Here is a 25,590-nt window from a genome sequence, read left to right as displayed (position 1 = left end):
ATTAAAATACAAAAGCAGCTAAGTAGATTTGAGCCAATTCAGAGGAAGCTAGTATGACTGAAAAAAAAACCGCCCAATGGGATGCCGGCCGGTTTCTCAAAACCTTGGCTTATTTCGGCGTCATTCCCTTCATTGGCAGCATTAGCTGGCTGCAACAACTCTTTGGAAGCAGCAGCAAAACTAAAAAAGACCAACCCAAACTGATACTGGTAGCCGGTGCTACAGGCGGCGTCGGGAAGCGAGTTGTCAAGCGGCTGCAACAGCGGGGATATAGAGTGCGAGCCCTCGTCAGAGATGCTAAAAGAGCAACAGAAATTCTCGGCAAAAATGTCGAATTAGTCGAAGGAGATATCACTCTCCCAGAAACCCTAACACCGCTAGTAACCGAGGGCATAGAAGCAGTTATCTGCTGTACTGGCACCAAAGTTCAACCAGTAGAAGGAGACACTCCAACGCGGGAAAAATATTATCAAGGCATCAAATTTTATATGCCGGAAGTTGTGGATGTTCCCGAAATAGTCGAATACAAAGGCCTCAATAATTTGGTGCAAGCCGTTCGCCGCCAGCTAATTAAAGCAGGCGAAAAAATAATTTTTGACTTCACAAAACCCAGCCAAGATTTAAAAGAAACTTGGGGTGCGCTAGACGATATCGTGATGGGCGGCACTAGCGAAAGTTCGATCGTACTTACAGACAATACAGCTATCTTCACAGGCAATGTTTCTACTGCCAACTCGGGCGGCTTTGCTTCGGTGCGTACCCGCAACTTTGATCCTCCGCTTAATCTCACAGGATGTAGCGGCCTCCAACTACGTGTCAAAGGAGACGGCAAGCGCTACAAATTGATTGTTCGCAGCGAAGCTAAATGGGATGGAATTGGCTATTGCTATTCGTTTGATACTGTTTACAATATTTGGATTACTGTCACTGTTCCCTTTGATGAGTTAATCCCTGTATTCCGCGCCAAAACTGTCAAAGATGGCTCTAAATTTGATGCCAGCACTATTTTTTCTTTTCAGTTAATGTTGAGCAAGTTTGAATATGATGGCGCGCTCAACCCGAAATTTACACCGGGTATTTTTCAACTGGAGTTAGAATCTATTAAAGCTGATGGGGGACAGACTTTGCCGCGATTTGTGATGGTGAGTTCGGCAGGAGTTACTCGCCCTGGCCGCCCAGGAATTAACTTGGAAGAAGAACCGCCTGCTGTCAGGATGAATGATATGTTGGGGGGGATTTTGACTTGGAAGTTGAAAGGGGAAGATTGTGTGCGATCGAGCGGCATACCTTATACTGTTGTCAGACCTTGCGCTTTGACAGAAGAAGCGGGAGGCAAAGCTTTAATATTTGAGCAAGGAGACAATATTAGGGGTAAAGTCAGTCGGGAAGATATTGCAGAATTGTGCGTGGAGGCTTTGGAACAACCTCAAGCTTGCAATGTTACTTTTGAGGTGAAAGAGGGGGAAAATGCTAGTTCTCCCGGAGACTGGCAGGCTTTGTTTTCGGGAGTTAAATAATTATTATTTGTAGGGATCGAAGTCTAGATCCCCCCTAACCCCCCTTAATAAGGGGGGGACAAGAAATCTTTTCAAGGACTCAGCGCCGGTGCGCCGAATAGCACCCTACAAATTCGAGTTTTATAACTGGTTCCCAGGCTATGCCTGGGAATCAATGTCCAGAGGCTCTGCCTCGCTTGTTAGTAGGAAAATTGGAGGCAGAGCCTCCGGATATGCGTTACCAGGCAGAGCCTGTTAACGAGTAAAATTACCAATTACCAATTACTATGTCTGTGACTTTTTCCCGACGCTATTTGACGCCTTATTTGTTTTTGCTACCTGCTTTATTTATTTTGAGTTTGACTGTTTTGTGGCCGGCGGTGCAAGCTTTTTATTTGAGTTTTACCAACTACGAATATGATTTAACTCAAATGCCGCAGTGGGTGGGGTTGAAGAATTTTGAGAGGTTGTGGGGCGATCGAGTATTTTGGCAAACTTTGAGGAATACGCTGCTGTATCTCACCTGCGTTGTGCCTGTATTGGTTGTTCTACCGTTGGGAATGGCGATTTTGTGCAACCAAAAACTTAAGGGGATGAACTGGTTTCGTGCAGCCTACTACACGCCGGCGGTGATTTCCATGGTTGTCGCTGGGATTGCTTGGAAGTGGCTGTTTGCTGAGACTGGACTGCTGAATCAGTTGGGGGAATTGTTGGGTTTACCTCCTGTTTCTTGGCTGGCTAATCCGAAGTTAGCAATCTTTAGCGTCATGGCAGTTACTATCTGGAAAGGATTGGGCTATTACATGGTGATTTATTTGGCAGGGCTGCAAGCTATTCCGGCAGAACTTTATGAGGCGGCTGCTATTGATGGTTCTGATGGTTTGGGAAAGCACTGGGATATTACTGTGCCGCTGATGAAGCCGTATTTAGTTTTGGTTGCGGTAATTTCGGCGATTTCTGCTACTAAGGTTTTTGAAGAAGTTTATATTATGACTCAGGGCGGCCCTCGCAATAATTCTAAGACTGTTGTTTATTATCTTTACGAACGGGCTTTTAAGGATTTGGAAATTGGCTATGCTTGTACGATCGGGCTGGTTTTGTTTTTGCTAATTTTGGGTTTGTCGATTTTGCAAGTTAGTCTTCAGGGTTTGACTCGCAATGATTAAGATTGGTGACTGATTGGTAGTGAGTGAGATATTGCAACATTCTGATCTCAAGAACAGGCAAGATGCCTGTTCCACAATACATCACATCTTAAAAACAGGCAAGATGCCTGTTCCACAATACATCACATCTTAAAAACAGGCAAGATGCCTGTTTCACAATACATGAAATTTCTTGTGGGGTGTCCCGCCCTTCTAATTTATACTAATTTTAGACTTGAATCTCAAAGTAATGCGATCGCTCACGGCTTTGGGCAGGTCTTATTGGTGAAATCACAGGTATAAATATAGGGTTTCTGCCAGCTCAGAGGAATTTCTAATAAATCCCTGGTTCCGGTCATTCCCTGTCCCAGAAAGAGCAGCACAGCGATCGAGTTCAAGATCACATGGATAGTGCGCCAGCGATTTGAGCGGTCTTTGTAAATGTCTTCAATGATGGCAAGGGAGAAAACCATAATTAGCGCCGCGGCGATGCCAATGTAGTAGTGAGACCAATACCATTCATTGGTTCGCCGATAAACGCCATCTTGAGTGCCAAGAATAACCAAACCAGTACCTGTTAGGGTCGCAAATATGCCGCGCCATAAAGCGGGTGTCGCTCGATAAAGCATCACCAAAGAGGCGACAGTTGCAACAAACATCAGCACAATGAAAATGACCTGAAACGAGTTTTTGCTCCAAACATCCTTGCTCAAAATATGCTCAAAAATCGGGTAGGCTAGACCCACCAACGTCACTCCTACCACAGAACCTGACAGAATTCGACCTGCTTTGACGTGTTCTGAACCGACTACAGGTGGAATTTTGCTCTTGGTGTCGATCGCAATTTGCTTCCGACGCTGCATGGTTTGCCACGCCATATTGAGAACAACACCAAGCATAGGAAAAACAATCGCTACAGCTAAAATAGGATGCAGCAAACCCAGAAAATCTTTAAATTCCATAGATCACCTTTTTCTTGAGGAGAGTTGGCTTCATTAACCCGGTTTTTGCGATACATAATATCATATCCGGCGATCTAAGCACAGGAATTTGGTAGTCAGGACTAATAGTAATTGTTCATCGGCATAGATACAACTGAAGTCCTGACTACCAACACGCTTTATGAAGGATAAGTCACCCAATATTTTGCTCGCTCAGAAAATATAGCAGTTGTCAATTGTGTGAGGTACAGCTTGTTAAGTTACGCAATAACGCAATTACCATGACCTTTTTGTACCCATAGAAATGAAAAATGCTGGAGGTAACGTCCGTGGCGGTTAATGACTAATTTTCTGCATCACTTTCAGCTTAGCGGAACAGTTCTTTGTTATTCAGAATAGCAGGCCAATTTTTGTTTCCTGAAGCAATGTGACCAGGAATATCCCCCATCCACTGTGCTTGTACTTTCTTGTCGTAGTTGAGATAAAGCTTCCCATTAACGATTTTCCAGGCGTCAGGCTGAGTGACAACAAGATGCCCTTCACTGGTTCCCTGGGCGCAATATCCACCGTATTGAGGAGCATACTTTTCAGGATTTTTAGCAAACTGATCACGGTTTGCTGCATTAGCAAATATCCAAGTTGTTCCACCCCAATTATGTTTAAATTGGCTAACTCCCATAACTAATTTGCTTTGGGTGAAATAGGCTACGACATCCTGACCATCAAGAGCCACACCTTTTTCGGTGTAGAATTGAGGATGAACGGTTGGTGTGCTGCTTTTACCAGCACAAGGATTGGCTTTACCAGCACAAGGATTGGCTTTACCAGCACAAGGATTGGCTTTACCAGCACAAGGATTGGATTGTGCAACCTTGGATGAAACCGTTGTAGAGTTTGAGTTTGTTGATGCCTTGAAGTTGCCGTAGCTAACATTAGTTGTTACCAAACCGAGAATGGTAGCAATGGCGATCGTAGTAATGTATTTTACTTTCATGTGTCTAATTTCCAGATAAATTGTTAGTAATTCCACGCCAGATGTTTGCTTGATAGTTCATGCTCTCTGGGAATTATGCTGGCTTGTTGTTGTCTTCAAGCTTTGAGGTTATTTACATTAACGCTCAAGAAAATGAGTGCTAGATGAGGAATAGATGGATGAGAGATAAAACTCTGAATACTTTATACGTCCCTTTATTCAGCAAAAATTCATCGGGAAATTAGGAACGCATCATCTAGTCACCCCGAATTTCTTATAGAGTGGAGATTAACCCTGACTATCCTTAAGAGTCCTTGATACACTCTTGGCTTAGCAACCGGGTTTCTTGCTAGATATCTGGTTGCTCAACCCAAGATTGCTGATGAGAAACTTAGTAGTGCAGTAATTTAATCGCGAGTTGAGAAATTATGACAGGAAAAGACTGGTTAGTGACTAATGATGGACAGTGCAGTATTTTTGAGGCTACAAGTCAAATTGAAGATTTGACTCATCCCTACCGACTTTACCGCTTTTTAACTGACTTGGAAGATGTATTAGAGCAAATTAGTGATGATTATTTACGACTCCAGGCAATTTGTCCCCTTGTCCGCAGGTTGTTAGATAGTTCTTCCTGGTTTCAAATTGCTCTCCTTGAGCCTGACTCTGAGACAGGTTGGGCCTTACAAACACTGTATGATGAACCATTTTTCCCTCTGACCGTGCAGTTGGTCGCTTGGGCTCCGGGTGCAGTTTCTCCGATTCATAATCATGCCAGTTGGGGACTGGTGGCGCTACTTGATGGACAGGAGAAAAATACTTTTTGGCAGCGATCGCCAACTCGCAAGTTTCCCGATAAAATCACAACAGTAGGAGATATTTTGCTTGCTCCTGGTGACGTTTTGTGCTTAATGCCAGATGCGATTCATCATGTGGAACCACTGGGAGATCAACCAACCATTAGCTTTAATCTTTATGGTGTAACAGATTACGATCGGCGATTTGAGTTTAACCAGATTAAAGGCACTGCAGAAAACTTTTAAGATAGCAGTCTGATGAATTTTTTGATCGATAGTCCTGGACGCACTCATACCAAAGAAACCGGTTTTTTTAGCGAATCTCCTGGCTATAACGAAGGATTTTCGTAAAAAAACCCGGTTTCTGACTGTACAGTGCGTCCAGGAACAATCTAGTTGGAATTTTTCCTAATTTTAATGCTTAAGTCTCCTCGCTACCTGACGATATAATGAAGCTAATTCCCCAATTTATAGTCGCTATCAACCCTCTCACTGGCAAGCGAATTTCCACCTCTTCGCTTCAGTTTCGCCTGACACTGGAATTGCTGGTACTCTCGATTTTAGGACTTAGCAGTGTGGCATTTTGGGCCGGCTGGCAAAGGTCGCAAAATCTAGTCGGGGCCCATAAAAAAACCCTGGAATACATTGGAATACGCTTTCCCGAACAGGTTGAGCTTTATAGTGAAATGGGTTCACTAGAAATTGGCTTAACCCGAAGCGTGCATAAAGCTTCCACAGGAGGAATCATGGTGTGGGTGAAGCGAAATGATGGGATGCTTTTGGTAAATTCACCTGATATGGATCTGCAATCTTCTAAGATTACGAAGATGATCTCGTTGACGGAAGTACCTGCTGAGCCGACTTTTGTTCAGGTGGGCGATCGCTATTTGGTGATCTGTAGCAGAACTCTGAGGATAAAAAATGAGTTACTGGGTACGGTATATTTCTCTCAAGATATCACTGATGAGCAACGTCAATTAAATGATGGGATTCGCAGTCTAATTGTTGTCAGTATTGTGGTAATCTTAGTGTTAATGTTGGCGATCGCCAGTCGCATTCGTCATGCTCTCCATCCTTTGGAACATATGAGTCAGGTAGCTAGCACTTTGTCTGCTGATAATTTGCAGGCGGCAAAACTCCAACTGCATCAGGCTCCTGATGAGATTTTAGGACTAGCACAAACCTTTAATGAGATGTTGTTTCGCTTATCTGGTTCCTGGGAGCAACAACGCCAATTTGTCGGTAATGTTTCCCACGAATTACGCACTCCTCTGACGGTTGTAGTTGGTTATTTACAAAGTTTGCTGCGACGCAGCACTAACTTAAGTGACTATCAGCAACAAGCACTGGAAACAGCCGTTGGGGAAACTGAACGCACGATTCGGATGTTAGAAGATTTGCTGGATTTGGCAAGGGCTGATAGTGGCAACTTGCACTTTCGTTTGAATCCGGTGATGCTGAATACTCTGGTGGCTGAGGTTGCCCAGATGAGTCAAAAAGTTAGCAATCGGAAAATTATTTTCGTGTCAAATGATGAGGATGTTGTAGCCTGTGCGGATCAGGAGCGTTTACAACAAGTGTTAATTAACTTAGTCGATAATGCAATCAAGTATTCTGCTCCCGAACAACCAGTTGAGTTAGTATTAGAAAAGAGGGAACAGCAGGTGATGATTCATGTGGGCGATCGCGGAATTGGTATTTCTCTCCCCCATCAAAACCGGATTTTTGAGCGATTTTACCGGGTGGATGAGTCAATGACGCGCTCTAGAGACGGTACAGGGCTGGGATTGGCGATCGCCAAAAGCCTGATCGAAGGCATGGAAGGACGTATTACGCTCCGATCTAAACCGGGAGAAGGTAGTATTTTTACTATCACCTTACCTGTCTGGAATCCGCAGCTATGAGCGATCGCATTCTCCTTGTTGAAGATGACCCTAAACTGGCAAAGTTCATCGAATCTGAACTTAGTCTTGAAGGATATCACGTCACTGTCGCCCCAAACGGATTGGATGGATTAACGATCGCTCGTGATACTCAACCGGATTTATTAATTTTAGATTGGATGCTTCCCGGTATCTCTGGATTAGACATCTGTTTAAGGTTGCGATCGACTGGTATTCAAGTACCAATAATTATCTTAACAGCCAAAGATGAAGTACCCGATCGCGTGACTGGATTAAATGCTGGGGCCGATGATTATGTTACTAAGCCTTTCAGTATGGAAGAACTCCTCGCGAGAGTTAAAGCACGTCTGCGCCGAACTCAAGCAAATGACCCGGATAATTTACAATTTGAAGACCTAATATTGAACGGTTTAACCCGTGAAGTTTATCGAGGCAGTCAACTAATTGAACTCACTGCCAAAGAATTTGATTTGTTAGAATTTATGCTACGAAATCCCCGTCAAGTGATTACCCGCGACCGAATTTTAGAAAAAGTTTGGGGTTACGATTTTATGGGCGAGTCAAACATTATTGAAGTGTATATTCGTGCGTTGCGGATTAAGTTAGAAGCAAGTAACTCAAAACGCCTGCTGCATACTGTTCGGGGAGTTGGATACGTGTTGCGAGAGCAAAAGTGAGGAGGGGCGGATTTACAAATACTTGGGATATGAAGTATGGATACTGGTGAACCCGCTCCTATTATACTACCTATTTTTTTGTACCAAATAGACCTATAAATCCGGTCGTTCCTGATAATCTTCCGCAGAACTAGGGTCTAATTCCCACCGACTTTCATCTCGATGTTCAAGCATATCTGTTGTGTGCAAAATAGCCCCATCGGGCATTTCTATGCCCGCAGCGGCTCCGAGTTCATCAACCATATCCAGGTCTGGAGTAGGCGCGGTTCCGCCCACAGATTGCTCGCCCGTGGCACTTTCTTGTTCCGCAGCCGGATCGCCATCCTCGCCGCCGATTTGGGAAGTGGAAGAGTATTCGGAACTGCTGTCCTGCAGGGTTGTTATGTCGTCTTCGCTCAATCCCGGTTGAGCGATGACGCCGGTACCGTAAGATTCGGTAATTTCTTGAGGCAATTCGCCCAAATTATCACCATCTCTTGTTGTTTTTGCGTTGCGTTCCTTTTGCTGTGCCACGAGACTTGCTCCTGTTTGTTTTTGAACTCAATTAAATTAAAAATGTCCGAATTTCGCTTGAGCTGAATTATTTTTAGTAATTGCCAATGGCTATCATTAAATGACATTGTAATTGCTATTTAAGCTTTTAGCTTCTATCCCAGGAAATATATTGATTCTGAGCAGCTATTTCATTGGGAATACAAAAAGCGATCGCCCTTTTCAAAAGGGCGATCGCTTTTTAATGGGGATGTTAATTCTATTCGGGAAAATCAGGAATTACCCATTTGGGGGGTTCCGTCCGTTTCCTTCTCACCGCTTCCTCTGCTATTTCTAGCATTTTATCCAGAGAAGTATTTTCAATAAAGTTGGACGTTGCTTCTGCGTATTCCCGCTTCGGGCACTTGTCGCCCAGAATGCAGCCATTGACGCAAGCTACAGCACAATCGACAGTGTTCTCCACCATAACTTTTTTCCTTTCACGGTTCCAACAACTAATAGGCAGGTACTCTGGGTGAATTTGTCAAGAGACTGCTCTATATCTTTATTTTACTTCACAAATTGTCATCAAAGGTCGATCGCCAGGGCAAAACTGTTATAAAATCAAAGCAACCTACCTAATCTGCCGATCGTGAACAATTTTCTGCGGCGCTTAAAACTTTTACCTTGGCGAGAAATGCTGCAAATTTCCGCCCTCGTCAACTCAATCGTGATTGGATTGGAGTTATTTTTAGCCTGGGGTTTCACGCAATCGCGGCCAATCCGCAACGTCGTGACGCTTCTTTACGGCCCATCCCTCGGGACATTGATACCTTTCGTTGCTGCACTGGGAATGGGAGCTTTAGCAGTGTACTTTTTAGAGTATTGGCAACAACAATTTTTGCTCAACCGAATTAGTTTGTGGGTTTTAGTTTTCTGCGTGCTCTTGGGTTTGGTGTTAAAGTCATTCCTACCCATCCCTCCTTTATTAGCAAGTTTATCGGAAGCTGCACTAATAGGAGTTACTGTGGGAGTTTTTTGGAAGGGCCGGCCTTATTGGCGATAGTCATGCCATTTTAGATTTTAGATTTTAAATTTTAGATTTTAGATTTTAGATTTTAGATTTTAGATTGGCTATGACTGATGAATATTCGGGTTTGGGGGTTGTCTATAGTTACATTTTTTTTGTAAATATAGTATAAGGTGCCAATAGCGGACACTAGCCAGAGAAATTGTGCGCTATTGGCACCTTACAGAAGATAAATCGTGCATAATTACCGCTCGACTAAAAACACAATTCCCAATTCCCCAATTTCATCGCATTTCAGGAACTCTCACAGTCTCTGTAGGAGGCATCATGGCTTCTTTAGCATTCAACTTTTGATTCAACTCCCGAATCCGGCGCGACAGCAAGCGAATAATATTCACCGCAATTCCCGGCGTTTCATCAATCGCATCATAAAGCTGCATTTGAGTCAGCATCAAACACTCGGATTGTTCGAGAGTAGAAATAGAAGCCGATCGAGGTTCCGCATCAAACAGCGACATTTCCCCGAAACAAGCCCCCGCTTTCAACTGTGCCAAATCCCGATCGCCTATATGCACGCGCACCGTTCCCGATACCAAAATATAGAGAGACCGCCCTTCTTGTCCTTCCGTAAAAATCCTGTGCTTGGAAGGAAACGAAAGTTCATCCATTACCGATGCTAGACGCACGAGAAAATCATCCCGCAGTTCCTTAAAAATCGGAACCTCCCTCACAAACAATAGGCGTTCGACGCTTGTTAACATAATGAGATGCAGTGATTAATTTAAACTTAAAAAGGGGAAGGAGAAGGGGAATAAAAACGGTTGACGGTTAACGGTTAACGGTTGACTGACAATAACAACTGCCAACTGACAACTGACTAATGTTACCTTTTTCCCCCAGCACCCAACTCTGCCATCATCTCTTCAACTTGAGCGGATACCAAATTATCGGGGTCATTTTGCAGCCTGGGCAACAATTCGACCAAAGCCCGTGGCGAGGCTATTTTCAAATAGGCTAACACTGCTTCGCGGACAAAACCCGTCGGGTGCTGCAGACAGACAAGAGTTTGTTGAGCCGTAAGACTCCAGCGCGCTTCCCTCGCCAAGTGAAAGCAGCAGGCCAAAGCCCAATCCGAAAGGAAGTGGCGCAATTCTAGCAAGCGGCGCAGACGATCGCTAGGCGCTAGAGGTTTGTAAACCATCAATTCCGAGAGGTTGCTCAATTTTTCTCTTTCCGAGTGTTGATCTAACAAATTGATGAGCGATCGCTTCCTAGCTATATCCACAGTATTATCGAGAATTTCCAATCCCCTCGCAACCAAAGAAGGTTGGCCAGAAGCGATGTTGAAAGCAGCGGCTTGTACCGTGTCCAGCGGATAAAGAAACTTCATCAGCAAAAAACACCGATCCCTAGCATCAGCTTCCAACCCCACCAGAGCCCGCTGCAACAATTGAGCCGTATCGTTCCCCGGTGTCCCGGTGCTGTTGGCTTCCCGATCCGAGAAATTGCCGTAGGTTGTTACCCCAGAAAAATCTACTATAGCTGCATAAATTTGACCGATAAACATTAACTCCTGTTCGATAAGAGTTTCCAAGCCGCTACGGCCGATGCGGTCTAGAACCCCTTCTATCCCCGCTTCCGAAGGCATTTTCAACAGGATGCGGAGGATATTGCGCCTCGTCGTTCCCCAAGCCGTCATCAAATTGCTCACCAAAATGTCGATCGCCTCATTTGTCCCAATTTGACCCAGAGCCGTCCAAGCTTGCAACCTGACCAAATCCGACTTGTGGATATCCTCAGCCAAATAAACGAGCAAAGGAATGGCATCGTTGTGAAGTTTGACTATAGCCTGCAAAGCCGCTTCCCTAGTCGATTTGTAACCAAGTCCGCGCAGCAGCGAAGGATAATATTCTTCCGAATGAGTAGACGAAATCACGTCTAACAGAGCGCAGCGCACTCGCAGAGATTCATCTTGCAACAGATTGGGGATATGCAGCCGCAGTCCTTGCAAATAATCAGCTTCTCCCAGAGCCCGCGTCCCCATAACACGTTCCCGCTCTTGTTTGTGCGTCAGCATTTGGCGAAGCGTGTTAGTAGCCTCTGCCTTTTGCAGGCGATCGCCCCTTCTCATAATTAAAGCAGCCGCCGTACCCCGCACCACCGGATCGACCGTCGGCTGCAAGTAAGGCCGCAAGCTCTCAATATTCGGTTCAGCTTCCGTCAGCCAGATGTAGCGCAAAGCCAAGGCCAGAACCTCCGGCGGCAAGGATTGCTGCGAGAGTGCGCGGACTGATTCTAAATAGGCGGGGTTCGGGTGTTGCAGCATCGTTTCCAAGCTCTGGCGCTGCAAACTAGGGGACAGGGAATCGAGGATGGGAGCCAGAACTTCTCCGACATTTTTGGGGTCAATTTGCGTCAGGAGTTCTATGCAAGAGCGCTTTTCATCTTCGCCCCCCGGCTTTTGTAGAGTTTCCACCACTGCGCGCTTGAGAGCTTTGAGGTCAACGTCTGTGACGCCCAAGCGCCCCCGCTCCGCACTTTTGACCAACAAACCCACGTATTGAGAGCGGATCAACCATACGACAAACACCCACAACAGTGCCAATATGACGATCACGCCAATAAATATCAAGCTTTGCTGGTCGTGAAATACATTTTCGTCTTGCTGGGGGAGTATCTTGCCTGTCACCCACAGCATAATCAGGATGCCTACTCCTGTAGCTCCGCAGGACAAAGGTTCGCCCACACCGTTGACCAAAGTTTGAATTCCCGATCGAATATTGTCGGGAATCGGTTGAAATAAAACCGGGCTAACAGTTTCCAAAAGCGTGTAGTGCAGCAGTTCGTCTAAAAATCTCAGCAATATTAGCCCGATGAACACAGATACTAGCTGGCCGAGAGAGGCTCCTATGGTCAGCACTCCGAGTATAGCGATGCCCGCCGGCAAAATCATCGCCGTCACGAATACACCGATTCTTTCCACCAACCGGCTCGAAGCGAACCACTGAGTCGCCACTTGAAACAGGCCTTGTATGCCTTCATAAATGCCCAAGAAGCTAGCGATCCAGCTAGCTCCGTCCCCCGGGTTTTGGTATTCTAGCTGGCTGTAGAATTGGAAATCTACCAGCACGTAGACGACTTCTGCGAGGATGAAAAAACTGACTAGAGGTACGGCGTATTTTTGAAGTGGGCCTGTAACTTTGCGGGCGGTAAATTCTTCTTGGTCGTCGTCTTCATCATCATCATCCGTCCAGTGAGCCGTTTCCGGGAATGCTTGGCTGTATTTTTCCGTGAGGTAGTACAGCAACACCGAGCCGATCGCCACCATCAACCCCGATATGAGGGTAACGTTTTTGAGTCCGACTACGTACAGCAAAACAGGCAGAGAAAATCCGCTGACTACTCCAGCTACTAGATAGCCACTACTGACTAGCGGATAGGTGCGCTTGATTTCTCTAATATTAAACAGTTGGTTGGAAGTGATAGAAGTATTAAGGTCGTTGAGGACATAGCAAGCTTCTACCCACAGCCACATCAAAAAAATAGTAATAAAAGCGATGCTGACGCCAGCTATCTTAGTATTTTCGTAGCCGATGCCGAATCGAAATAAAAATAGCGGTATCGACATCATTGCCAGAACAACCACTACGGTGCGCCTTAGCGGCAGGATTTTTTGCAGCCACGAGTAGACAAATCCCAAGCCAGAACCGATAAACGCGCTGGCTATATAAATCCAGGGCATTTTGTCTGCACCAAATTCATCTAGAAAAAGACCTACTGTGCTGAGTTCCAGCCAGATCAGCCCGACGGAGGTTAGAGTGTAGACGAGGAACATCAGTACGGTTCGCTCTACTTCTTCCGATCGCAGGTTGAGCGATCGTAGCACTCCTTGTCTTACTCCCGCCGAACCGCTGATTTGAAAATTTTCCATGCAGCCTTGATTTCCCTGTGTGGTAGCTTATTCCTGACTAACTTCGGAAGTCATCAGCTATCAGTCACCAGTTTATGACTGATGACTGCTCACTAATGACTATCTATTTATACTTTCTTTGGCGACAGCAGCATCATCATACTGCGTCCTTCTTTTTTGGGGGCTTGCTGCACTTCTGCGATTTCCTGCAAATCTGTGGCCATGCGCTTAAGCAAGTCCTCTGCTAGGTTGCTGTGTTGGATTTCCCGACCTCTGAACATGATCGTGGCTTTTACTTTGTCCCCAGATTTGATAAAGCGGTCTGCTAGTTTGAGGCGCACTTGGTAGTCGTGTTCTTCAATTTTGTAGCGCATCTTCACTTCTTTAACATCGGCAGTGTGCTGCTTCCGCTTTGCTTCTCGCGCTTTCTTTTCCTGCTCGAATTTGTACTTCCCATAGTCCATTACCCGGCATACGGGCGGGTCAGCTTTGTCGCTGACAAGTACAAGATCCAGTTCTTTTTCTTCTGCGAGGCGCAGCGCTTCTGCAGGTGTCAATATCCCTAGTTGCGCGCCGTCGGTATCGATTACCCGGATTTTGGGGTATCGAATATTTTCGTTGATCTGGGGTAGGTTGCGATTTTGTCTTCTTTCAATCACAGGCATGAATGGTTTTACAAGCAGTAGTTTAATAGCGAAGCTTCTTGATAGTTACAGGTTTGAGCGGTCAATTTTTCACGATTGACGATCCAACTGTTTTATAAGGTGTTACCCTTACCGGACGTACTACCGCGCCCTGTGCCCCCTCCGCTAACGCCTTGGGGAATATTTGGACTGATCGTAAATGAATTCTTACAATACTTGCTATTCTACTCACTCTGGCTGAGTTTCTGCCTAGTTTTATTTTAACTTCACACACGATCGCCCGCTCCCAGGCCCGATCGATGACAAAACCGTCAAAAATTTAGGGTAAAAGTTGAAGGATGAGGTACAGCCGCTTTTGCTAGCCCATCTCGCCCGGTCTGGCAACTCCCCCAAGTCGCCTGATTTGCCTTGTAGAATAGGTATAACCAAGTGTAAATTTATGTTGCGAGCTGAGGCAAAATTGACAAATTCTCTGCTGTGGCACCAACGGGTGGGAACTCAACGAGACTGGATGTGGCGGGGCTGGCAAACTCGCTACACTTATTTGCGGCCCGATAGGGTACGAAATCAAGGCGCGCTGGAATTTCAAGATTCTGGGGCCAAACCAATGGCCCCGCGCGCATCGGGAACGCCGATTATTTTACTGCACGGGTTTGGAGCTTCGATCGGACACTGGCGACAAAATCTCGCCCAACTCGCCGAAAACCAAACGGTTTACGCCTTGGATTTGTTAGGGTTTGGCGCTTCCCAAAAAGCTCCGATCGACTACTCTGTATCTTTGTGGGTCGATCAAGTTTATGATTTTTGGCTAACTTTTATCAGAGAGCCAGTAATATTGGCAGGAAACTCGATCGGCTCACTAATTTGTCTGGCCGTAGCGGCGGCTCACCCGGACATGGTGGCCGGCACGGTAATGATTAGCCTCCCAGACCCCTCTGTGCGAGCCGAGGCGGTGCCCGGATGGCTGCTTCCGGCGATCGAAGCCGTTGAAAGTTTGTTTGTTTCTCCGATCGTACTCAGGCCTCTGTTTTATTTTGCCCGCAAGCCTTCCTTTGTCCGCCGCTGGGTTGGCTTTGCCTACTCCAACCCCGAAGCTGTCACCGACGAATTAGTTGAAATTCTAGCAGGGCCAGCGGGCGATCGGGGAGCAGCCCGCGCCTTCTGCGCTTTATTTAAAGCTGTAGGGAGTACACAATTTTGCCCCAGTGTCAAGATTGTGATGCGAAATTTAACAATCCCCATGCTGTTAATTTGGGGCAAACAAGACCGGATGATTCCCCCTCGGTTCGCCCGACCCCACCAATTTGTCGAATGCAACCCCAATTATTTAGAGCTAGTTGAATTAGACAATGCGGGCCACTGTCCCCAGGATGAATGCCCGGAACAAGTAAATCAAGCCATTTTGAACTGGATGAGCCGGAATTTTGCACCTATGGGCGAGAGCGAATTGCAGCACTGTTGATTAGACGTCAACTACCGCACACCAACCCGAAGGGTCTGGTGTGGGCTTGAAAAAGCCTGTTGACCAGACGGCTAGTTCTTGACTAGCAGGCGTTAAGACCAAGCGTTAAACTTCGTACCTTGAAATGCGTGCCAGTTTCAAGCTCTACAACCAAGCAATTAAACAGGTGATTAAGGGAAAGCCAGTGTTGCTCAGATAGTACCGAGTCTTAACATCGTCGAGGCAAACTTAACCAAGAAATTGAGTGATGCAGTAATGCGTACATTTGTCCTAGATAAAAACTTGAAACCTCTTGACCCATGCCACCGGGCACGGGCAAGAGAACTATTGAAAAAAGGGAGGGCTAAGGTTTTTAAACGCTATCCGTTTACCATTGTTTTACAGGATAGGATTCTCGAAGATTCGGTAACTCACTGTCACCGAATCAAAATTGACCCAGGTAGTAAAACTACGGGTATTGCCGTGGTTCAAGAGCAAACAGGTCGCGTCACGAACGCATTAGAAATTGCTCACCGAGGGCAACAAATTAAAGATACTCTCGAATCTCGCAGAACGCTCAGAAGAGGGCGTCGCAACAGAAAGACCCGTTACCGCCAACCCCGTTTTTTAAACAGAACCCGTAAAACAGGATGGTTGCCACCATCTCTTGATAGCCGTGTTGCCAATATTGAAACCTGGGTTAGGCGAATCAGAAAGGTCTGTCCCGTTACCGCCATTTCTCAAGAATTGGTGCGTTTCGATTTACAACAGTTCCAGAATCCTGAAATTTCTGGAATCGAATATCAAAGGGGCGAATTATTCGGTTTTGAAATTAAGGAATATTTACTGCAAAAATGGAATAGGAAGTGCGCTTATTGCGGTGCGACAAATGTTCCTTTCGAGGTTGAGCATATTCTCGCCAAGTCTAAGGGAGGAAGTAATCGGGTCAGCAATCTGTGTCTTAGTTGCCATTCCTGCAACCAAGCCAAGGGAAGTAAACCCGTTGAAGAATTTCTCAAGAAAAAACCTGAAATCCTTCAGCGGATACTAGCCCAAGCCAAGACACCTCTACTGGATGCAGCAGCCGTCAATGCTACTCGTTGGGAGCTATACAGAAGACTACAGTTAACCGGACTGCCCGTGGAATTGGGTTCAGGGGGACGAACAAAATTCAACCGCCAAACCAGGGGAATAGAAAAACAGCATTGGACTGATGCAGCTTGTGTCGGGGAATCAACTCCCGAAAGACTACTGCTAAATAGCGTGAAACCTTTGCTAATTAAGGCTAAGGGACACGGAAGAAGACAGCGCTGCGGAACCGACAGATTTGGGTTCCCCATTCGTCATGCACCGGCCCAAAAGTTCTTCATGGGTTTTCAAACTGGGGACTTGGTGAAAGCTAACGTCCTCACTGGAAAATATGCAGGAAGCTACACAGGCAGAATTGCAATTCGGTTTAGACCAAGTTTTAAGCTAACCGCAAGAGACAAATGTTTTGACGTGCATCCAAAACATCTGACAACTATTCATAAGGCTGATGGCTATGAATATTAGTCCTAAAAACAAGGATGCCCTGTCGGGCAACTTATTTATTGGCGACAATTTCCCAGACGCTAATCCGTTGGCGGTACTCGCGGAGCTCGATATATCCGCCTCGGTTATAGCGTCCGCCCCCTTGTCGCATTTTAGGTGGACGACTCATGGAGCAAAGTAAGTCTCCGTCTTTCTGTGATGTCATGTATCTACTGTTATTGATGGTTGCTTCTTTGAGAAGCTCAGAGATTGACACAATCACCAAGATAGTGTATCTTCTCTAACTGGTAGTACACATCTAAGTTATGCAGTTAGTCGAAAGGCAAGTCATTAAACCAAATCACAGGTTTTACCCAGAAGCCGATCGATTGTCTTTGCTGTCCAACAAACTTTACAACTGCGATAACAATATCTACGGTCAAAACTTTTTCTCAGGTCAACCAACCAATGCTCTGGCTGTCGATCGAACACTCAAAAAGAGTCTAAAGTACAAAGCATTGCCGGCCCAAGTAACACACAAAACTCTCCCGTTACTGCTGAAAACATGGACTAGCTATCATAGTGTTAAATTGGCGGGCGCGATCGCGATCGCCCCACTAAGTTTCAAGCAGCACCGAAAACCACTGATTTAAAAAATCAGAAAAGAAAGAGCAGGGGCGATATGTAGTTGTATTTAACTGTCAATGTGTTAGCAAAAAAGCTTTTGCCAAAGAATATGTCAGTTTGTCTGGGACTAACATTTGGCGGTATTGAAAAGTTACCTAAATCTTGAAAATCCGGATTGTTCGCGAGGTAAGTTGTTAAGTTATTGAGGTAGTTTAGGAAAAGTTAGAACAAAACGCAAGTGTAAAGCGGATTATAACCCTTGCAACGAGCTTCGCCAACATTAAAGAGCTATGAAACCCCTCCCTGGAAGAACGGTAAAATTCTACCTTCTAACTTGTACCTTCTAACTTGTACCTTCTAGCTTCAAGAAACACCTTGTTTCTTGCTCCTAAAAATAAATACCTTCCCTTGTGCCAACAATCTTTCAGTCTGCTTATAACCGATCGCCCCCAAGTATACGGGAAAGTTCAAAAATGCCGGTATCTGGCATTTTGGAGCCTGTTAACGCATAAAAAGTCAATTTAGCCAACAACTGACGGCCCCCGTGCCCCCGGTCTGCTGGCGGCTAACTGCTGAAAGCCTCTGAGGGCAAGCAGCGCCCTTCCAGCTTTTGGCAGTAACGCAAACGAGGAAAAAACTGTCGTGAAATTCCACTGGCTACTACCGAGTTTCTTAAGTGTATTTTTGCTCGCCGGAGCCGCCGAAGCAGCTAGACTGCAATCTTGGCGGTTTGATGCTTCAGAGAACCGGCTTTACATTACAACAGACGGGGGAGTACAACCCAAGGCTCAACTGATCTTCAACCCGATGCGGTTGGTAATCGACTTGCCGGGGACGAGTCTGGGTCGTCCCTCGGTCAGCAGACCGCTCTCAGGAGCGATCGAATCGGTGCGGGTAGGGCAGTTTGACAACAATACGACCAGAATTGTGGTCGAGATCAGAGACGGGTTTACTATAGACCCTCAGCAAGTAAAATTCCGGGGTATTTCTCCGAGCGAGTGGACAGTGGATTTGCCAACGCCGGTGCGGGCAGAAACTCAAAATCCGATTTCAGAGCCAGGGGGAGAAAGGTTATCAGTTGAACCTTCAGCATCCCAAGCCGAGTCAGCCCAGGCGACTGTAGTTCAGAACGTTCAGGTGACGGCGGACGGTTTTTTAGTCCGCACCCAGGGCCGTCGCCCCCAAATTAATTTTGAACAAAGTCGCGCTGGGGACATCGCCACCCTCGATATTGAAGGAGCGAGTTTAGCTCCGGCCCTAAGCAACCAACAGCCTCAAACGAACGGTCAGCACGGGGTTGACAAGATTGAAGTCCGGCAACTGCCAACAGACCCGCCCGTTACCCGCGTGACTTTGCGGATGAAGAGTCCTAATACTCAGTGGCGGGCGTCAGTGAGCAATTTGGGCGGGGTTGTGCTATTGCCTGGAAGTGTAGTACGACAGCCCTCGGTTCCCCGCCGCCTGACGGTAGACCCTCCGGCTAGACAAGCTCAAGGAAATTTAGCGAGAGTTCAGTCAATTGATTTAGCCAGTAACGGCACCCAACTGGTGGTCAGAACTGACCGCCAAGTCTCCTATAGCAGCGGGTGGGATCAGGGGTCGAGAGCTTACTGGATTAGGATCGCCTCTAGTGTGCTGACGGGCGAAATTCCTCAGCTCGATGCCAACAGTCCTGTATCGTTTAGTGCCAGCCAAGAAGATGCGGAGACTGTGGTGATTTGGGTGCAGCCGCGATCGGGGGTAGAGGTAGGCAGGGTGACAAGACCAAACCCGCAGTTGCTGTCTTTGCAGTTGCGATCGTCGAATGCTAGCGCGCAGCCTTTGACTCGCACTCCCAATTTGCAGCCTTTGCCGAGAAGGACTTTCGGAACCGATGAGTTGCCCCAAGCTTCTAACCGCCGCGCCGTAATAGTAATCGATCCTGGTCACGGTGGCCGCGATCCGGGGGCAGTCGGGATTCAGGGCATTCTGGAAAAGGAGATTGTTTTGGATATCTCGCTTCAGGTGGCGAGGCTGCTGGAACAGCAAGGGGTGCAGGCGGTGATGACTCGGACTGACGACAGGGAAATCGACCTGGATCCCAGAGTTTCTTTGGCGGAACGGGTGAATGCTACTTTGTTTGTCAGCATTCACGCTAATGCGATTAATATGAGTCGGCCGGATATCAATGGGATTGAGACTTATTATTTCAATAACGGCCAAGATTTGGCCAGGGTGATTCACGCCAGTATTTTGGAGGGGACGGGGGCGAATGACCGCCGAGTGCGACAGGCGCGATTTTATGTTTTGAGGAAGACTTCTATGCCTTCTGTTTTGCTGGAGGTGGGTTTTGTGACGGGTGCTGAGGATGCTGCTAGGCTTTCTGACCCAGCTTACCGCAGTCAAATGGCGGCTTCGATCGCTCGCGGCATTTTGCTTTATCTTCAACAAAGATAATGGGCTGTTGACGGTTGACGGTTGACGGTTGACGGTTAACTGTTGACTAATGCCAACTGCCAACTGCCAACTAACAACTGCCAACTGCCAACTGACAACTAACTATTGACAAATGACAACAGACTCTGGACAACAAAGAATCGGTATTTTTGACAGCGGCGTGGGCGGTTTGACTGTTTTGACCCAGTTGTACCAACAATTGCCCAACGAATCGATACTTTATTTTGGAGATACGGCGAGGCTGCCTTACGGCACTCGCACCCCGTCAGAAATTGTGGAGTTTGTCCGCGAAATTATGGCCTGGTTGGTGGAACAGGATGTGAAAATGGTCATTATGGCCTGCAACACCAGTTCTGCTTTGGCGATGGAGATGGTGCAGGCTGAGTTTGATATCCCGGTGCTGGGAGTAATTCTGCCGGGGGCGCAGGCAGCAGTGCAGCAAGGCAAGCGGATCGGGGTCATCGCAACTCCTGCTACGGCTGCTAGCAATGCTTATCGAAATGCGATTTTGGAGATGGACGATTCTTGCCTGGTGTGGCAGGTTAGCTGTCCGGCTTTTGTGCCACTGGTGGAGCAAAACCGGATTCACGATCCTTATACTTGTGAGGTGGCTAGGGAATATTTGGCTCCTTTGATTCAGCAGCGCATCGATACGCTGATTTACGGCTGCACTCATTATCCGCTGTTGGCTCCTGTGGTTCGATCGCTTTTGCCTGCTGGGGTGACATTGATCGATCCTGCGGTACGGGTGGTGGCGGCTGCAGCCAGAGAATTGGAGCTTTTGGGGCTGCGAAATCCTGGTACGGCGCTACCGACTCGTTTTTGCGTGAGCGGCCCCCCGCAGCAGTTTGCCCAGTTGTCGGTGCAGTGGCTCGGTTGTACTCCTGCTGTTGAGAAAATATCCCTGCCGACAGTTGTACGTAGCGAAGCGGGGCGTAAGCCATCGCCCGTCCCACTGGAATCTGCCGAATAATCCGGAAAATTTATAGATGAATCTAACCCCCCAAAACTCAGGTAAAGCTGGCTCTGGGGGGTTTAATTATTGCGATGTAACCTAGCAATTACACATCAATAGGTAATATTATTGAACAAAAGCTTTGATGAACAATGCAAATAATGTCCTATACGTGCTGGAGCTCTTCAGCCTTGAACCATGTCACTCTATGTATCACAAGCAGTTTTACTTGTAGACGGCTATAACATAATTGGACTTTGGCCTCGACTCCGAGAGAAGCGCGATCGCGACGAACTCGAAACAGCTCGCCGCGAGTTGATTGAGGTTTTAGTTAACTACAGCGCCGTTCAAGATTTTGAGGCTCGGCTGGTGTTTGACGCCCACTATCGAGATACTCCCGGCGTTAAAGAAATTATTACTAAAAATTTATCAGTGCACTACACTGACTTCGGTCAGACAGCAGATACTTATATTGAAAAATCTTGTGCTAGTTTGCGCTACGAGTTGCGATCGGTCAAAGGCAAAGGCCGCATGATTGTCGCCACCTCAGACCGAGCGCAGCAATTGACCGTAGTCGGCTACGGTGCCGAATGGATGTCCGCCGAACAACTAGCGGCTGACGTAGAATCCACCGCCCGCCGCAGCGAGCGCCGACACAAATCCCGCAAACAAAATTCCAGTCGCTTTCTCGCCAGTTCCCTCGATCCAGAATCCCAGCAGCGCCTCGCCAAGTTGAGAATGGGGCTGCATTAGCTGCTGAAACCCGCTCCCTGTCTGACAAAAAAAAAGTTTCTCAAAGGCCTTGCCAAATCGAGGAAGTTCAGCTATTGTTAGTAAATGTGGGTAACAAAAACCCCCAATCCTCGGTAGCTCAGTGGCAGAGCGGTCGGCTGTAATGAATGCAAGCATTTGGCATCAACCAAAAGCCCTAGTGACATAGCAGCTCTATCCGGTAACGGATACTGAAAAATCGGGTGAATTCAAGGAAACCGCAGCACTTCGGGTGGCGGCAATCTTGAGCCAAGTCTGGCGAAAGGCAGCGGTTACGATCGCAAGTAGCCGGAAAGGTGCAGAGACTAGAGATGAGGAGCCTAACCAATAAATCTCATAGCGCCCGACATCCGACGACAGATCACAAACATGATTTGTAGGGATGATGAAATAGTCCGCCCCCTTCGGAAACGTTGGGATAAGTGTAACCGATTGGTCGTAGGTTCAAATCCTACCCGGGGAGTTAGTAAAAGTCTGAAGTTGGAATTTTCCAGCTTCAGACTTTTTGTTTTTTAAGATTTGAGATGGTTTGGGGTCAAGCTTTCTGGTAGCGCCTTAATTCACATCCCTGTGAGTGTGAATTAACTCACCTTCCATAGGTATGGAAATATTCAACTTAGACAACTCCGGGTTTAATATCGCCTTGACAATACCAGAACTCACCATCACCTCCAAACAACCAAGGGCTTGATGAAGAGCTACTCGTGCGTGTTGCACAGAAAAACGTTCCTTAAACAGCAGTACCAACTGCCGATAAATTTGTTCAATGTACTGAGTGCGGCCCAAAATGTCAATCAGCAAACCATATAAACCTGTAACAGGCAAGCGCTGACCGTTCTTCACATAACACTTGATCTTGCTAATTTGACCAGCATCATAAACAGCTACAAACTCGACTTCCGCATCCAATAAATCTAACTGAAACACATTGTATGCCGAAAGTAGCCACGGAACCTCCTGCTGCGAGAAGCGTTGCATCACCTGTTTCATAGAACCCAAATCAAATCCAGCAATCACAGCTTGACCCAAAATATCATTCGTGAATCCGCCTTGAGCCAACCACTGAAAAGCTTTTTCCGGGCTTAAATTCAACCCAGAATCCCGCGCGATTTCCCTAGAATGCTCTTGTAAATCAGTGAACTGACCATTAGCAGCGTACCAGTAATCCGCGAACCGAATGTGCTTTTTAACTCGGCTGCGCTGATTGTGGTCATATTGAGATTTAAGCCAGTTGCCGTCGTGCTTCTGCTGCTCTAGTTCCAAAATTGTGTAAGCCACTTCACGGGCACCAGTGTGAGCTAAAGTCATGCCAGCAGCTAAAATTGGATCAGCAAAACCTGCCGCTTCTCCAACCAAAAACCAGTTTTCTCCTACTGTTCTATCAGCCAAAAAAGACCAATCTTTTGTAGTTTCAATCTTTCCCGTACTGGTAGCATTAGCGATTAACTTGCTGATGCGGGGTTCGCTTTTGAGTGCTTCGGAATATATCTCCTCTGGCCGCTGTTTCATCTGCTTGTAATGTTCCGCAGGGCAAATAAAGCCGATACTGGTGCGAGTAGGGCCCAAGGGAATAAACCAAATCCACCCGTGACTCAAACTCATTACCTGTACGCGGGTGCCACCAACGCCAATTTCATCGGCCCATTCAGCGTTTGTCCAGTAGTCCCAGATAGCGATATTTTGCAACCGCGTCGGGCAGTGTGTTTCGATTCCTAAAACTCGTCGCAACACGCCGATGTGGCCGGAGGCGTCGATGTAGTAGCGGGCAGTTATTTGTTCTTGCCGCAGGTGCAGGGTGGTAATGCGATCGCCCTCTGTATCTACTTTAACAACGGGCGTTTCTTCTCTTACTAAACATCCCATTTCTTCCGCGTGACGCAGCAAAATTTCATCATATTTTGCTCGATCAACTTGGAAAGCAGTTTGCCGTCTCTGTCCCTCAAATTTAGCAGGACGCCGCTCATCTTTAAACTGTTCAGGCTTGATAAAATTAAAATCCCAAGGATTTGGATCGCTTCCCCAGCGATAGGTAGCACCGATTTTAATGGGGAAGTCGGCTGCTTCTACTTTGTCCCAACATCCCATTTCTTGAAGCACATCACTAATTTGAGGCAATTGACTTTCCCCAACATGATCGCGAGGAAATTTTTCTTTCTCTAGGATGAGCACGCTCAGATTGGGATTGTATTTCTTGATCAGAGTGCCAGCAGTGCTTCCAGCGGGGCCGCCGCCCACAATTACAACGTCGTAATGGCTCATATCAAAGAGAGATAGTAGATGCTAGTTTTGGGCATTGACGAGAAAAATGTCTAACTATTCAGCCTCCAAATGAGCGAGGCTGAATAGTTATTTTCAACAGGTTTTATCTGAGATGTTGCACCATTCCCAAGAACTTGTATGGGCGGGTTCACCAACCGCTTTAAATGGTACAAACAGGTTAAGTAAACCCGCCCCCACCCACGAAAAAGCCCCTCATTAACATTGGTGCAACCTTTCAGTTTGCAACAGATTTTATCCCACTGCTACTTTCTCATCTTCAGCTATGGGAGAAGTATGAGAAATCTCCAAATTTTCAGTCCAAGTATGAGCTATATCCAAATTTTCAGTCCAAGTATGAGCTATATCCAAATTTTCAGTCCAAGTATGAGCTATATCCAAATTCTCAGTCCAAGTGTGGATAAGATTCGGTGCTAGTTCATCGATCGCATTTGAAGAGTTACTGTTAAGTTTTGACATGATTCGTCTCCTTTTAAGTAATGAATTTTGTCTTATTATAAGACTTGTCTAATTCTAAAAATTGAAAATTTTACATCTCGTAAACTACGCAGCTTTTAAAGGTTCCAAAATCTCGCGGGGTTCGGTAAAAGGTTGGTCAAAGCTATGAGTTTTTGCATAAACCAGAAGTTCAGCAATCTGTTTTGTGAAAATTTCAAACAAATTCTCAACTATCTCAAAAATCTCTTGACGGCTCTCAATGGTCAGTGGTATGTTTTTGATCGATTGCTCCACATCCGGCGTCCCTGTAGTATGACCTGTTTCCACATCCAAATGAAAACAGCCAAAATAGATCAGCTCCTTTTTAGTAATTGATCGGAGTTCTTCGGCAATTGATGCTGTCGCTGACAAGAACACGTTACCCGATGCTTCTACCACTTCCAAAATTGCTAGCTTAGTGATGGGACTGGCTCCAAAAGCGTATCGAAAAATTTGATATGTTACCAACCGTGAAGCTTTTAGTTGTTCACTCCAGACAAAATTCAAAGCATCGCTGAACTTCAAGGATTTGTTATTAATACCCAGTGTTTCCATGTCTGCCAAAAACCACAACCAGTGATGATCGTCTTCGTAAGTATGATTGTTAATCATTGCCTGAAGAGGATCGTTGGTTGGTTCTTCTCGGAAAAGAGACTGGTTCAATTCACCAAAACTCATTGCAAAGTGAGCAATGCAGGGAGCGAAAGCTAGGCGTTGTCTTGGGTCTATACTTTTGTCTCGCATAAACTCAAATAGCTCTGCTTTAGCAAATTCTTGCTTCTTCTTTTCAATCAATTCTAGGACTTCTTCCATTGTGATGCACCTGATTAATGAATCTATAGGCTAGTAACTTAATCACGACGTAAATGTGATTTAAATCAATAATTGTTGTGTTTGATATCACGTTTAATTATGTTCTCGATCGCCTAAACCTGCGTTTTCCTGCCCCGGGCGTCCCCTTCGTTGTTGGTTACCGGACTCAAACATTGAGCAAAACTTTGAGTATATAAAAATTTGTCTGTCATGTGTGCGATCGGCATCACAGAATTTGTTACAATATGGCAATTAACTGGGTGAGGTATCAGACCGTACATGATTAAGTCGGAGTT

General features: G+C 46.3%; 22 protein-coding genes. 12 read left to right on the top strand and 10 right to left on the bottom strand.

Going from position 1 to position 25,590, the window contains the following annotated elements:
- Positions 1-53: 53 nt before the first annotated feature.
- Together QUB20_RS08365 and QUB20_RS08360 are read left to right on the top strand one after the other, a co-directional pair.
- A complete protein-coding gene (locus tag QUB20_RS08365) occupies positions 54-1,517 on the top strand; it encodes a CIA30 family protein (RefSeq protein WP_333245540.1) in 1,464 nt (487 codons plus the stop codon).
- Between the two features lie 266 nt (positions 1,518-1,783).
- On the top strand, positions 1,784-2,662 hold the full coding sequence (locus QUB20_RS08360) for a sugar ABC transporter permease (protein ID WP_333245537.1): 879 nt from the start codon (positions 1,784-1,786) through the stop codon (positions 2,660-2,662).
- A 239-nt stretch (positions 2,663-2,901) separates the two neighbouring features.
- Here the strand turns inward: QUB20_RS08360 and QUB20_RS08355 are convergent, their stop codons facing one another.
- Entirely contained in the window at positions 2,902-3,603 is a 702-nt protein-coding gene (locus tag QUB20_RS08355) for a DUF4079 domain-containing protein (RefSeq protein WP_333245534.1), read from the bottom strand.
- A 346-nt stretch (positions 3,604-3,949) separates the two neighbouring features.
- The gene (locus QUB20_RS08350; protein WP_333245531.1) at positions 3,950-4,576 is read right to left on the bottom strand and encodes a YHS domain-containing (seleno)protein; all 627 of its coding nucleotides are present in this window, start codon (positions 4,574-4,576) and stop codon (positions 3,950-3,952) included.
- A 407-nt stretch (positions 4,577-4,983) separates the two neighbouring features.
- On the opposite strand from QUB20_RS08350, the gene QUB20_RS08345 reads away from it, so the two are divergent.
- The 3 genes from QUB20_RS08345 (at position 4,984) to QUB20_RS08335 (ending at position 7,930) form a co-directional block, all read left to right on the top strand.
- On the top strand, positions 4,984-5,595 hold the full coding sequence (locus tag QUB20_RS08345) for a cupin (RefSeq protein ID WP_333245528.1): 612 nt from the start codon (positions 4,984-4,986) through the stop codon (positions 5,593-5,595).
- Positions 5,596-5,798: 203 nt separating this feature from the next.
- Positions 5,799-7,253, top strand: coding sequence for a HAMP domain-containing sensor histidine kinase (locus QUB20_RS08340; RefSeq protein ID WP_333245525.1), 1,455 nt, complete (start codon positions 5,799-5,801; stop codon positions 7,251-7,253).
- Complete coding sequence (locus QUB20_RS08335; protein WP_333245522.1) at positions 7,250-7,930, top strand: response regulator transcription factor; 681 nt, start codon at positions 7,250-7,252, stop codon at positions 7,928-7,930. The genes QUB20_RS08340 and QUB20_RS08335 overlap by 4 nt, the downstream gene beginning before the upstream one ends.
- A gap of 93 nt (positions 7,931-8,023) precedes the next feature.
- Here QUB20_RS08335 and QUB20_RS08330 read toward each other — a convergent pair whose 3' ends face one another.
- Positions 8,024-8,443, bottom strand: coding sequence for a DUF6335 family protein (locus QUB20_RS08330; protein ID WP_333245519.1), 420 nt, complete (start codon positions 8,441-8,443; stop codon positions 8,024-8,026).
- A 238-nt stretch (positions 8,444-8,681) separates the two neighbouring features.
- Positions 8,682-8,888 (bottom strand): hypothetical protein, encoded by a 207-nt coding sequence (locus tag QUB20_RS08325; protein ID WP_333056102.1) that lies wholly within the window; start codon positions 8,886-8,888, stop codon positions 8,682-8,684.
- Positions 8,889-9,053: 165 nt separating this feature from the next.
- Between QUB20_RS08325 and QUB20_RS08320 the strand changes: the two genes are divergently transcribed.
- Complete coding sequence (locus tag QUB20_RS08320; RefSeq protein ID WP_333241480.1) at positions 9,054-9,467, top strand: peptide chain release factor 1; 414 nt, start codon at positions 9,054-9,056, stop codon at positions 9,465-9,467.
- Between the two features lie 248 nt (positions 9,468-9,715).
- Here the strand turns inward: QUB20_RS08320 and QUB20_RS08315 are convergent, their stop codons facing one another.
- The 3 genes from QUB20_RS08315 to infC all read right to left on the bottom strand — a co-directional run bounded on the left by QUB20_RS08315 (position 9,716) and on the right by infC (position 14,006).
- Positions 9,716-10,192: a Crp/Fnr family transcriptional regulator gene (locus QUB20_RS08315; protein ID WP_190660410.1), complete on the bottom strand. Its 477-nt coding sequence runs from the start codon at positions 10,190-10,192 to the stop codon at positions 9,716-9,718.
- 122 nt (positions 10,193-10,314) lie between these two features.
- Positions 10,315-13,362, bottom strand: a complete 3,048-nt coding sequence (locus tag QUB20_RS08310; RefSeq protein ID WP_333245516.1) for a HEAT repeat domain-containing protein — start codon at positions 13,360-13,362, stop codon at positions 10,315-10,317.
- Positions 13,363-13,469: 107 nt separating this feature from the next.
- A complete protein-coding gene (infC, locus tag QUB20_RS08305; RefSeq protein WP_006635262.1) occupies positions 13,470-14,006 on the bottom strand; it encodes a translation initiation factor IF-3 in 537 nt (178 codons plus the stop codon).
- A gap of 418 nt (positions 14,007-14,424) precedes the next feature.
- Here infC and QUB20_RS08300 point away from each other — a divergent pair, with 418 nt between their 5' ends.
- The 6 genes from QUB20_RS08300 to QUB20_RS08275 all read left to right on the top strand — a co-directional run bounded on the left by QUB20_RS08300 (position 14,425) and on the right by QUB20_RS08275 (position 21,709).
- The gene (locus QUB20_RS08300) at positions 14,425-15,447 is read left to right on the top strand and encodes an alpha/beta fold hydrolase (protein ID WP_333245513.1); all 1,023 of its coding nucleotides are present in this window, start codon (positions 14,425-14,427) and stop codon (positions 15,445-15,447) included.
- 255 nt (positions 15,448-15,702) lie between these two features.
- Complete coding sequence (iscB, locus tag QUB20_RS08295; protein ID WP_333142905.1) at positions 15,703-16,980, top strand: RNA-guided endonuclease IscB; 1,278 nt, start codon at positions 15,703-15,705, stop codon at positions 16,978-16,980.
- A 284-nt stretch (positions 16,981-17,264) separates the two neighbouring features.
- A complete protein-coding gene (locus QUB20_RS08290; RefSeq protein ID WP_333245510.1) occupies positions 17,265-17,591 on the top strand; it encodes a hypothetical protein in 327 nt (108 codons plus the stop codon).
- A 616-nt stretch (positions 17,592-18,207) separates the two neighbouring features.
- Positions 18,208-20,001, top strand: a complete 1,794-nt coding sequence (locus tag QUB20_RS08285; protein ID WP_333245507.1) for an N-acetylmuramoyl-L-alanine amidase — start codon at positions 18,208-18,210, stop codon at positions 19,999-20,001.
- A 112-nt stretch (positions 20,002-20,113) separates the two neighbouring features.
- Positions 20,114-20,974 carry a glutamate racemase gene (murI, locus tag QUB20_RS08280; RefSeq protein ID WP_333056093.1) on the top strand — a complete coding sequence of 287 codons (861 nt, stop codon included), beginning with the start codon at positions 20,114-20,116 and terminating at the stop codon, positions 20,972-20,974.
- 180 nt (positions 20,975-21,154) lie between these two features.
- A complete protein-coding gene (locus QUB20_RS08275) occupies positions 21,155-21,709 on the top strand; it encodes an NYN domain-containing protein (RefSeq protein ID WP_015176151.1) in 555 nt (184 codons plus the stop codon).
- A gap of 573 nt (positions 21,710-22,282) precedes the next feature.
- Here the strand turns inward: QUB20_RS08275 and QUB20_RS08270 are convergent.
- The 3 genes from QUB20_RS08270 to QUB20_RS08260 all read right to left on the bottom strand — a co-directional run bounded on the left by QUB20_RS08270 (position 22,283) and on the right by QUB20_RS08260 (position 25,294).
- A complete protein-coding gene (locus tag QUB20_RS08270; RefSeq protein ID WP_333245504.1) occupies positions 22,283-23,986 on the bottom strand; it encodes an NAD(P)/FAD-dependent oxidoreductase in 1,704 nt (567 codons plus the stop codon).
- Between the two features lie 252 nt (positions 23,987-24,238).
- Positions 24,239-24,463 carry a hypothetical protein gene (locus QUB20_RS08265; RefSeq protein WP_333245501.1) on the bottom strand — a complete coding sequence of 75 codons (225 nt, stop codon included), beginning with the start codon at positions 24,461-24,463 and terminating at the stop codon, positions 24,239-24,241.
- 84 nt (positions 24,464-24,547) lie between these two features.
- Entirely contained in the window at positions 24,548-25,294 is a 747-nt protein-coding gene (locus QUB20_RS08260; RefSeq protein WP_333245498.1) for a hypothetical protein, read from the bottom strand.
- Positions 25,295-25,590: the final 296 nt, after the last annotated feature.

The sequence above is a fragment of the Microcoleus sp. B4-C2 genome, from assembly GCF_036705265.1.
Taxonomy (GTDB): Bacteria; Cyanobacteriota; Cyanobacteriia; order Cyanobacteriales; family Microcoleaceae; genus Microcoleus.
This window is presented reverse-complemented; position numbering and strand designations above follow the sequence as displayed.

Coding starts and splice junctions, on each gene's coding strand:
- QUB20_RS08365 (WP_333245540.1), top strand. CDS start 54: ATGACTGAAAAAAAAACCGCCCAATGGGATGCCGGCCGGTTTCTCAAA.
- QUB20_RS08360 (WP_333245537.1), top strand. CDS start 1,784: ATGTCTGTGACTTTTTCCCGACGCTATTTGACGCCTTATTTGTTTTTG.
- QUB20_RS08355 (WP_333245534.1), bottom strand. CDS start 3,603: ATGGAATTTAAAGATTTTCTGGGTTTGCTGCATCCTATTTTAGCTGTA.
- QUB20_RS08350 (WP_333245531.1), bottom strand. CDS start 4,576: ATGAAAGTAAAATACATTACTACGATCGCCATTGCTACCATTCTCGGT.
- QUB20_RS08345 (WP_333245528.1), top strand. CDS start 4,984: ATGACAGGAAAAGACTGGTTAGTGACTAATGATGGACAGTGCAGTATT.
- QUB20_RS08340 (WP_333245525.1), top strand. CDS start 5,799: ATGAAGCTAATTCCCCAATTTATAGTCGCTATCAACCCTCTCACTGGC.
- QUB20_RS08335 (WP_333245522.1), top strand. CDS start 7,250: ATGAGCGATCGCATTCTCCTTGTTGAAGATGACCCTAAACTGGCAAAG.
- QUB20_RS08325 (WP_333056102.1), bottom strand. CDS start 8,888: ATGGTGGAGAACACTGTCGATTGTGCTGTAGCTTGCGTCAATGGCTGC.
- QUB20_RS08315 (WP_190660410.1), bottom strand. CDS start 10,192: ATGTTAACAAGCGTCGAACGCCTATTGTTTGTGAGGGAGGTTCCGATT.
- QUB20_RS08310 (WP_333245516.1), bottom strand. CDS start 13,362: ATGGAAAATTTTCAAATCAGCGGTTCGGCGGGAGTAAGACAAGGAGTG.
- infC (WP_006635262.1), bottom strand. CDS start 14,006: ATGCCTGTGATTGAAAGAAGACAAAATCGCAACCTACCCCAGATCAAC.
- QUB20_RS08300 (WP_333245513.1), top strand. CDS start 14,425: ATGTTGCGAGCTGAGGCAAAATTGACAAATTCTCTGCTGTGGCACCAA.
- iscB (WP_333142905.1), top strand. CDS start 15,703: ATGCGTACATTTGTCCTAGATAAAAACTTGAAACCTCTTGACCCATGC.
- QUB20_RS08290 (WP_333245510.1), top strand. CDS start 17,265: ATGCAGTTAGTCGAAAGGCAAGTCATTAAACCAAATCACAGGTTTTAC.
- murI (WP_333056093.1), top strand. CDS start 20,114: ATGACAACAGACTCTGGACAACAAAGAATCGGTATTTTTGACAGCGGC.
- QUB20_RS08275 (WP_015176151.1), top strand. CDS start 21,155: ATGTCACTCTATGTATCACAAGCAGTTTTACTTGTAGACGGCTATAAC.
- QUB20_RS08270 (WP_333245504.1), bottom strand. CDS start 23,986: ATGAGCCATTACGACGTTGTAATTGTGGGCGGCGGCCCCGCTGGAAGC.
- QUB20_RS08265 (WP_333245501.1), bottom strand. CDS start 24,463: ATGTCAAAACTTAACAGTAACTCTTCAAATGCGATCGATGAACTAGCA.
- QUB20_RS08260 (WP_333245498.1), bottom strand. CDS start 25,294: ATGGAAGAAGTCCTAGAATTGATTGAAAAGAAGAAGCAAGAATTTGCT.